We start from the raw sequence: 8,289 nt of genomic DNA on the forward strand, positions 1-8,289 counted from the left end.
GTTTGATCCCGAAATCGCCCTTGCATAGGCAGGGGCGAGACGGTATCTACGCGACGTATACGTGGTCCCGGCGTAGTGACGCGCCATGCGCGTCAACGCGGTGCCGGACCGGGCGTTATTGCCTGCGGACGGATTGGACGACTGACAGGCGGCGCAGACGGCGCATGACTTCGGCGAGGTGGTTGCGGTCGCGGACCTGGATGTTGAATGCCAGCACCGCCGCGTTGAAATCGCGATCCAGGTAATCCACCCGTTCGATGTTGGAATGGCTTTGGGCAATCGCCGCGGCCAGCTGGGCCAGCACGCCGGTGCCGTTCTCCACTTCCACCACCAGCGCGGTGTCGTAATCGCCGGACACGGTGGTGTCCCAGCCGATCGGCACCCAGCGTTCGGGCGACTTGCGCAGCTCGGCCAGGTTCGGACAGTCCATGCGGTGCACCACAATGCCCTTGCCGGCGGTGTGGTAGCCCATGATGTCGTCGCCGGGAATCGGCTGGCAGCAGTTGGCGAAGCTGACCACGCCGCGCTCGCTGCCGTTGATCAGGATCTTTTCCTGCGAATGCTTGGAATGCGCGCCACCGCGCAGTTCGGCATAGGCCATCAGCGCCTGCGCGGCCTGGTTGGGCATCCAGTTGCCCAGTGCCACTTCGGCCAGCAGGGCTTCCAGGCGCGGGTAGCGGTGCTCGGCCAGGAACGCATCCAGGCGGCCCTTCGGCAGGCGTTCGAGCGAGCTGTCCATCGCTTCCAGCGCGCGGTCCAGCATGCGATGCCCCAGCTGCACGGCGTCTTCGTGCTCCAGCTGCTTGAGCTGGTGGCGAATGGCGGTGCGCGCCTTGCTGCTGACCACGAACTCCAGCCACTGCGGCTTCGGCGTGGCCGAGCGCGCGGTGATCACTTCCACGGTTTGCCCGCTGACCAGCTTGGTGCGCAGCGGCACCAGTTTCTTGTCGACGCGCGACGCCACCGCGGTGTTGCCCACGTCGGTGTGCACCGCATAGGCGAAGTCCAGCGCGGTGGAGTTGCGCGGCAGGGCCAGGATCTTGCCCTTGGGGGTGAACAGGTAGACCTCGTCCGGGAACAGGTCGACCTTCACGTTGTCCAGGAACTCCAGCGACGAACCGGCGGCGCGCTGCGAATCGATCAGTTCCACGATCCACGCGTGCGCGCGGCTCTGCGCGCTGTTCGGGCTGTCGCCACCAAACTTGTAGGTCCAGTGCGCGGCCACGCCGCGCTCGGCGATCAGGTCCATTTCCTCCGTGCGGATCTGCACTTCAATCGGCGAACCATAGGGTCCGAACAACACCGTGTGCAGCGACTGGTAGCCATTGGCCTTGGGAATGGCGATGAAGTCGCGGAAGCGCCCGTCCAGCGGTTTGAAGGTGGCATGCACCGCGCCCAGCGCGTGGTAGCTGTTGGGCACGCTGCGCACCACCAGCCGGAACCCGAACACATCCATGACCTGGTCGAAGGATTTGTTCTCGTCGCGCATCTTGTTGTAGATGCTCCACGGGGTCTTGATCCGGCTGACCAGCCGGTGTTCCAGCCCTTCCTTGGCCAACCGCTGCGACAACTGCACCTCCACCTGCGCCATCGCCTCGCGACGCACCACCGGCTGGCTGCGGATGTGCTTTTCCAGAATGGCGTGGCGCCACGGGTACAGCGCCTTGAAACCGAGGTTCTGCAGTTCGCTCTTGACCAGGCTCATGCCCAGCCGCTGCGCGATGGGGGCGTAGATCTCCAGCGTTTCGCGGGCGATGCGGCCGCGCGCTTCGCTGCTCTGCGCGCCCAGCGTACGCATGTTGTGCAGGCGGTCGGCCAGCTTGATCATGATCACGCGCAGGTCGCGCGACATCGCCAGCAGCATCTTGCGGAAGCTCTCGGCGGCCGCTTCCTGGCGGTCGCGGAACTTCAGCTTGTCCAGCTTGGTGACGCCGTCGACCAGCTCGGCCACTGCCTCGCCAAACTCGGCGGCCAGTTCCTCACGGGTCAGCGGGGTGTCTTCAATGGTGTCGTGCAGGATCGCCGCGATCAGCGCCTCCACATCCAGGCCCAGCTCGGCCAGCACCTGCGCCACCGCCACCGGGTGGGTGATGTAGGGCTCACCGGACTTGCGCGTCTGGCCGGCGTGCGCCGACGCGCCCACTTCCCAGGCACGACGCAGCAGCGGCAGCTGTTCCGGCGGCAGGTAATGCGCCGCGCGCTCAAGCTGGAGGACGTAGTCGGGGACGGCCGCGCCGGGGGACGCGGCAACCTTTGCAGTGGGGCCTGGGTTCATGGCTGGAAGACTATTCCAGCAACGGTATCTCGGCAAACTGTTGACAGTCCTAAAAAACGCAAACAGCCCGCACAAGGCGGGCTGTTCGTGGAACGCAACGGACCGGGATCGATCAGTCGTCGTTCCTGGACATGTCTTCGTCGGCAACCACTTCGGCGGCGGCCCACTCCAGCGCTTCGCGTTCGGCACGCTCGCGCTCCGCCTTCTCGACTTCGTCGATCAGGGCGTTGTCGATCTTGCGGGCGGCAATTTCACGCAGCGCCAGCACGGTCGGCTTGTCTTCGGTTTCGCTGTTGTCCAGGGTGGCCTGGACGCCGTTGGCCAGCTGACGGGCGCGCTTGGACGCCATCATGACCAGCTCGAAACGGTTGTTCACGACTTCCAGACAATCTTCTACGGTGATGCGGGCCATGCGGGCTCCCGGCAGCCGGCGCGGGCTGCTCAATCGAATGAGGGAAAGGGGACGGATTGTAAGGGGCGGGCCTGGACAAAATCAAGCCAACGGGTGAACGCCCCTTTATGAATCAACCTGTTGCGCCCGGCTCCTGGGTCAGCAGGGCCTGGATCAGCCCAGCGTGGCGGACCTTCTGGGCCTCCCGGCGCAGCCGGCTGGCGGTGAAAATGGCACACAGCTCGTCCACCGCGGTGTCGAACACCTCGTTGACGATGACGTAATCGAAGTCGTTGAAGTGCAGCATCTCTTCACGGGCCGCGCCCAGGCGCTGGGCGATCACTGCCTCGCTGTCCTGGCCGCGCTTGCGCATGCGGTCCTGCAGGGCCTGCTTGGACGGCGGCAGGATGAACACTGTCACCGTGCCCGGCACCAGCTGGCGGACCTGCTGCGCGCCCTGCCAGTCGATCTCCAGCAGTACGTCCTGGCCGGCGGCCAGCTGCGGCTCGACCGACTGCCGGGCGGTGCCCTTCCAGTCGCCATGCACCCAGGCGTGCTCGAAGAAGTCGCCGGCGGCGATCATCTTCTCGAACTGCTCGGCACTGACGAAGTGGTAATGCTCGCCATTGACTTCGCCCGGGCGCATCGCCCGCGAGGTAAACGAGATCGACAGCGCGATCTGCGGGTCACGCGCCAGGGTGGCGTTGACGATGCTGCTTTTGCCGGCCCCGGACGGGGCGGCCACGATATACAGGGTGCCGCGTGCGGGGGCACCGGCCGGGGTGGGCTGGCTGCTCATTCGATGTTCTGCACCTGTTCGCGGATCTGGTCGATCAGCACCTTCAGTTCCACCGCGGCGTTGGAGGTACGGCTGTCCACCGACTTGGAACCCAGGGTGTTGGCTTCGCGGTTGAATTCCTGCAGCAGGAAATCCAGCCGGCGGCCCACCGGCTCGCGCTGCTTGAGCACGCGGCGGATCTCGACGATATGGCTGCGCAGGCGATCCAGTTCCTCGTCCACGTCCAGCTTCTGCAGCCACAGCACCAGTTCCTGTTCGGCACGTCCCGGCTCCACCGGGTGCGGCAGGTCGGCCAGACGCGCGGCCAGCTTGGCCCGCTGGCCGTCGCGGATCTGCGGGATCAGGGTGGTGACCTCGGCGGCAATGCGTTCAATTGCGTCAACGCGCTCGCTGATCGCGGTAGCCAGTTTGTCGCCTTCACGCTCACGCGCGGCGACGAACCCGTCCAGCACCTGCTCCAGCAGCGTCAGCGCCTCGGCCTGCAGGGCAGGCGCATCGGTGGCTTCGCCCTGGGTCACGCCCGGCAGCTGCAGCAGTTCGGTGAAGCTGACCTGCAGGTTGGGAAAGTCCAAGGTCAGGCGGTGCGCCAGCGCGCCCAGCTGGCCCAGCAGGACCTCGTTCACCTGCAGGCTGGCGGCGGCTTCGGGCGCGCGCAGGCGCATCACCAGGTCCAGCTTGCCCCGGCTCAACCGCGCGGCGATGCGCTCGCGCAGCTGCGGTTCCAGCGCGCGCAGTTCTTCGGGCAGGCGCGTGCCGACCTCGAGGAAGCGGTGGTTGACCGAGCGCAGCTCGCATCCAAGCGTGCCCCAAGGGGTCACCCGCTCGCCGCCGGCATAGGCGGTCATGCTTCGAATCATTCGGGGTTTCCGATGCTCTCAAAGGGGGAATGGTACCCTAGAGGCCTTCTTTCGACCTCCTCGCCCGCCGGTCTCCGGTCCGGGCGCGGACCCGCATCCCACGCACTACCGGAAACCTTTCATGTCCGATTCCCGTCCCAGCGGCCGCCAGGCCGACCAGCTGCGCGAAGTGCGCATCGAGCGCGCCTTCACCCGCCACGCCGAAGGTTCGGTACTGGTCAGCTTCGGCGACACCCGCGTGCTGTGCACCGCCAGCGTGGAAAACCGCGTACCGGGCTTCCTGCGCGGCAAGGGCGAAGGCTGGGTCACGGCCGAATACGGCATGCTGCCGCGCTCCACCCACACCCGCAACGACCGTGAAGCCGCGCGTGGCAAACAGGGCGGCCGCACCCTGGAAATCCAGCGCCTGATCGGCCGCTCGCTGCGCGCCTGCGTCGACCGCCGTGCCCTCGGCGAACGCACCATCACCCTGGACTGCGACGTGCTGCAGGCCGACGGCGGCACCCGCACTGCCGCCATCACCGGTGCCTATGTGGCGCTGGTGGATGCGGTGAATCACCTGATCAGCAAGGGCGAGCTGAAACGCAACCCGATCTTCGGCGCGGTCGCGGCCATTTCCGTCGGCATCTATCGCGGCACCCCGGTGCTGGACCTGGATTACGCCGAAGACAGCGACTGCGACACCGACATGAACGTGGTGATGAACGACGGCGGCGGTTTCATCGAACTGCAGGGCACGGCCGAAGGTCACGCCTTCCGTCGCGAGGAGCTGGATGCCCTGCTGGTGCTGGCCGAAAAGGGCTGCACCGACCTGCTCGCGGCCCAGCAGGCCGCGCTGGCCCAGCCGTGAACCGCCGGATCGCCCTGACCACCCTGGTGGTGGCCGATTACGACGAGGCCATTGCCTGGTACACGGGCAAGCTGGGCTTTGCCCTGCTGGAGGACATCGACCAGGGCAGCAAACGCTGGGTGGTGGTCGGCCCGACCGACGGCAGCGCCGCCGCGCTGCTGCTGGCCCGCGCCAGCAACGACGAACAGCGTTCGCGGATCGGCAACCAGACCGGTGGCCGTGTCGGGCTCTTCCTGAACACCGACGACTTCTGGCGTGACCACGCGGCCATGCAGGCGGCCGGCGTCGAGTTCCTGGAAGCCCCGCGCGAAGAAAGCTACGCCACCGTCGCGGTGTTCCGCGACCTGTACGGCAACACCTGGGACCTGCTGGAGCCGAAACAATGAAACTGGTACTGGCCAGCGGCAACGCCGGCAAGCTGAAGGAACTGCAGGCCATGCTGGCCGGCCTGCCGCTGCAGATCGTGGCGCAGGGCGACCTGGGCGTCAGCGACGTGCCCGAAACCGGCCTCACCTTTGTCGAGAACGCGCTGATCAAGGCGCGTCATGCCTGCGCCAGCACCGGCCTGCCGGCGTTGGCCGACGACTCCGGCCTGATCGTGGATGCACTGGACGGAGCCCCGGGCCTGTACAGCGCCCGCTACGCCGGCAGCCCGACCAACGACGCAGCCAACAACGCCAAGCTGCTGGAGGCGCTGCGTGATGTGCCTGCTGAACGACGCACCGCGCGCTTCTACGCGGTGATCGTGCTGCTGCGTCATGCCAACGACCCGCAGCCGCTGATCTGCGAAGGCAGCTGGGAAGGCGAGATTCTCGATGAGCTGCGCGGCAGCCATGGCTTCGGCTACAACCCGCTGTTCCTCGACCCGGTGCTGCAGCAGACCGCTGCGGAAATGGCTCCGGACCTGAAGAACGCGATGAGCCACCGGGCCAAGGCGCTGCAGATCCTGAAGCAGAAGTTGACCCATCTGTAGAGACGCGCCATGCGCGTCTGAACGTCACCCCGAATCATGTCTGACCATCATTGCCACCTTCCGGGCGAACACTGCGACCACGACCATGGCGTGTCGCTGGTGCCACCGCCGCTGTCCTTGTATGTGCATCTGCCGTGGTGCGTGCGCAAATGCCCGTACTGCGACTTCAACTCGCATGCGGGCAAGGGCGAGCTGCCCTTTGACGCCTACATCGACGCGCTGATCCGCGACCTCGACCAGGACCTGCCGCTGGTCTGGGGCCGGGTGGTGAACAGCGTGTTCTTCGGCGGCGGCACCCCCAGCCTGTTCCCGCCCGAGGCGATCGACCGCTTCCTGCAGGCGGCCTCGGCACGGCTGCGCTTCGCCCCGAATCTGGAAGTGACCCTGGAAACCAACCCGGGCACCGCCGAGCACGGCCGCTTCGACCGCTACCGCGCGGCCGGGGTGAACCGGATCAGCTTCGGCATCCAGACCTTCAACGACGACGCGCTGAAGCGGCTCGGCCGCATCCACGACAGCGGCGAAGCCGAGCGCGCAGTGAAGCTGGCCCAGGACGCCGGCTACGACAACTTCAACATCGACCTGATGTATGCGTTGCCGGAGCAGACCCTGGCCCAGGCCGAGCACGACCTGGAACGCGCCTTCGCGCTGCAGCCCACCCATGTCTCGCACTACCAGTTGACGCTGGAGCCGAATACGGTGTTCTTCGCCCGCCCGCCGCAGGGCATTCCCGATGACGATGCGGCGTGGGACATCCAGGAACACTGCCAGCGCATGCTGGCCGACGCCGGCTATGCCCAGTACGAGGTCAGCGCCTACGCCCGCCCCGGACGGCAGAGCGCGCACAACCTGAATTACTGGCGATTCGGTGATTACCTGGGTATCGGCGCTGGCGCGCACGGCAAGATCAGCTCCGGGGCCGAACAGCACGTGCTGCGGCGCTGGAAGCACAAGCATCCGCAGACCTACATGGACACTGCCGGCACGGCCGCCTCGATTGGCGGGGACGACGTGATTGATTCGGCGCGGCTGCCATTCGAGTACATGCTGAACCTGCTGCGCCTGCACGAAGGATTCGCCCTGAAGGACTTCGAGTCGCGCACCGGGCTGGACCGGCAGGTGATCGCCGAGCCGCTGCGCACTGCGGTCGAACGTGGCTGGATGACGCTGGACGCTGAACGCGCGGTGCCCACCGAGCTGGGGCGGCGGTTCACCAATGACGTGGTGGAGTTGTTCCTGCCCTAGTAGTGCCGGCCGCTGGCCGGCAACCCCATGCGTCGGGACGCCCCTTATGGCGGGAAACCCGCGAAAACGTTAGATTCCGTTCTCTACAGGGGAGCCGGAATCAACAACGGATGTCTGCGTCCGCACCGCCATTGCCACCCGACACCAGCCGCTTCGCCAGCGTCGATGCGCCGCCGCGCGTGCGCCGCCTGCTGGCCGCGCTGCATGCGCTGGCCGCGCAGACCCTGGCCAACCCGCTGAAGCTGACCATCGTCGAACTGGAGCGCGAGCTGTTCCGCGACGCCGAACGCGCGCGCAACAGCCAGATCCAGGCCGACATCCTGGCCCAGTCGCGCCGCCTGCATGAGGTAGACGCGCAGTTCGCGCCGCGCTTCCTGGATGCCCTGGGCACGGCGCTGGCCAAACTGCGCGAACCGCGCGTGCGGCATGAGCCGGCCGCGCCCGTTGCCGTCACCGCCACCACCCTGACCCTGGTCACCGACACCGATATCGACCGCGACATCGTGCTGGCCGACATCACGCGCCGCGAAGCGCAGCGCTCGGCCAGCGCGCTGCAGTTGTTGGGCCAGCGCTTTGGCGTGCTGGCCGCCGGCCCGGAGTTCGACGTCGAGGACCTGCCGTTCGGCCCCTACGTGCTGTGCCGGATCGCCCGCGAACTGGGCGAACAGTTCGAGCTGGGGCTGGAAACCCAGCTGGCGCTGTACCGGGTGTTCGATCACCAGCTGCTGGAGCGGCTGGGCGAACTGCTCGAACGCGCCAACATCCTGCTGGCCCACGAGGGCATCCTGCCCGGCCTGGTCTACACGCCCTACCTGGCCCGTTCGGCCACCACCCGCCGCATCGTCACCGGCCCCGAGCGCGGTCCGGCCGGTGCCTGGCGCAAGGCCGGCGGCGCGGCG

9 protein-coding genes are annotated in these 8,289 nt (G+C 67.1%); 5 read left to right on the forward strand and 4 right to left on the reverse strand.

What is annotated here, in order from left to right; genetic code table 11:
• Positions 1 to 115 precede the first annotated feature (115 nt).
• The 4 genes from RT551_RS20635 to RT551_RS20650 all read right to left on the reverse strand — a co-directional run bounded on the left by RT551_RS20635 (position 116) and on the right by RT551_RS20650 (position 4,322).
• The gene (locus RT551_RS20635; RefSeq protein WP_313461959.1) at positions 116 to 2,275 is read right to left on the reverse strand and encodes a bifunctional (p)ppGpp synthetase/guanosine-3',5'-bis(diphosphate) 3'-pyrophosphohydrolase; all 2,160 of its coding nucleotides are present in this window, start codon (positions 2,273 to 2,275) and stop codon (positions 116 to 118) included.
• Between the two features lie 112 nt (positions 2,276 to 2,387).
• Positions 2,388 to 2,687 carry a DNA-directed RNA polymerase subunit omega gene (gene rpoZ / locus RT551_RS20640; RefSeq protein ID WP_313461961.1) on the reverse strand — a complete coding sequence of 100 codons (300 nt, stop codon included), beginning with the start codon at positions 2,685 to 2,687 and terminating at the stop codon, positions 2,388 to 2,390.
• Positions 2,688 to 2,799: 112 nt separating this feature from the next.
• Complete coding sequence (gmk, locus tag RT551_RS20645) at positions 2,800 to 3,465, reverse strand: guanylate kinase (protein WP_313461962.1); 666 nt, start codon at positions 3,463 to 3,465, stop codon at positions 2,800 to 2,802.
• Positions 3,462 to 4,322 carry a YicC/YloC family endoribonuclease gene (locus tag RT551_RS20650; RefSeq protein WP_313461963.1) on the reverse strand — a complete coding sequence of 287 codons (861 nt, stop codon included), beginning with the start codon at positions 4,320 to 4,322 and terminating at the stop codon, positions 3,462 to 3,464. Before RT551_RS20650 ends, gmk begins: the two co-directional genes overlap by 4 nt.
• Positions 4,323 to 4,443: 121 nt before the next feature.
• Here RT551_RS20650 and rph point away from each other — a divergent pair, with 121 nt between their 5' ends.
• The 5 genes from rph to RT551_RS20675 form a co-directional block, all read left to right on the forward strand.
• The gene (gene rph / locus RT551_RS20655; RefSeq protein ID WP_313461965.1) at positions 4,444 to 5,172 is read left to right on the forward strand and encodes a ribonuclease PH; all 729 of its coding nucleotides are present in this window, start codon (positions 4,444 to 4,446) and stop codon (positions 5,170 to 5,172) included.
• The gene (locus tag RT551_RS20660) at positions 5,169 to 5,558 is read left to right on the forward strand and encodes a VOC family protein (RefSeq protein WP_313461967.1); all 390 of its coding nucleotides are present in this window, start codon (positions 5,169 to 5,171) and stop codon (positions 5,556 to 5,558) included. Before rph ends, RT551_RS20660 begins: the two co-directional genes overlap by 4 nt.
• Complete coding sequence (gene rdgB / locus RT551_RS20665) at positions 5,555 to 6,145, forward strand: RdgB/HAM1 family non-canonical purine NTP pyrophosphatase (protein WP_313461968.1); 591 nt, start codon at positions 5,555 to 5,557, stop codon at positions 6,143 to 6,145. The genes RT551_RS20660 and rdgB overlap by 4 nt, the downstream gene beginning before the upstream one ends.
• Positions 6,146 to 6,181: 36 nt before the next feature.
• Positions 6,182 to 7,390, forward strand: a complete 1,209-nt coding sequence (hemW, locus tag RT551_RS20670) for a radical SAM family heme chaperone HemW (protein ID WP_313461970.1) — start codon at positions 6,182 to 6,184, stop codon at positions 7,388 to 7,390.
• A gap of 110 nt (positions 7,391 to 7,500) precedes the next feature.
• Positions 7,501 to 8,289: DUF1631 family protein (locus RT551_RS20675; RefSeq protein WP_313461972.1), on the forward strand; the 789-nt coding region annotated here is incomplete at its 3' end.

This window comes from Stenotrophomonas sp. (assembly GCF_032103445.1).
Classification (GTDB): Bacteria; Pseudomonadota; Gammaproteobacteria; order Xanthomonadales; family Xanthomonadaceae; genus Stenotrophomonas.

What these genes read in the sequence shown, in the direction of transcription:
- rdgB (WP_313461968.1), top strand. Translation starts at nt 5,555, where the DNA reads ATGAAACTGGTACTGGCCAGCGGCAACGCCGGCAAGCTGAAGGAACTG.
- rph (WP_313461965.1), top strand. Translation starts at nt 4,444, where the DNA reads ATGTCCGATTCCCGTCCCAGCGGCCGCCAGGCCGACCAGCTGCGCGAA.
- gmk (WP_313461962.1), bottom strand. Translation starts at nt 3,465, where the DNA reads ATGAGCAGCCAGCCCACCCCGGCCGGTGCCCCCGCACGCGGCACCCTG.
- RT551_RS20635 (WP_313461959.1), bottom strand. Translation starts at nt 2,275, where the DNA reads ATGAACCCAGGCCCCACTGCAAAGGTTGCCGCGTCCCCCGGCGCGGCC.
- hemW (WP_313461970.1), top strand. Translation starts at nt 6,182, where the DNA reads ATGTCTGACCATCATTGCCACCTTCCGGGCGAACACTGCGACCACGAC.
- RT551_RS20650 (WP_313461963.1), bottom strand. Translation starts at nt 4,322, where the DNA reads ATGATTCGAAGCATGACCGCCTATGCCGGCGGCGAGCGGGTGACCCCT.
- rpoZ (WP_313461961.1), bottom strand. Translation starts at nt 2,687, where the DNA reads ATGGCCCGCATCACCGTAGAAGATTGTCTGGAAGTCGTGAACAACCGT.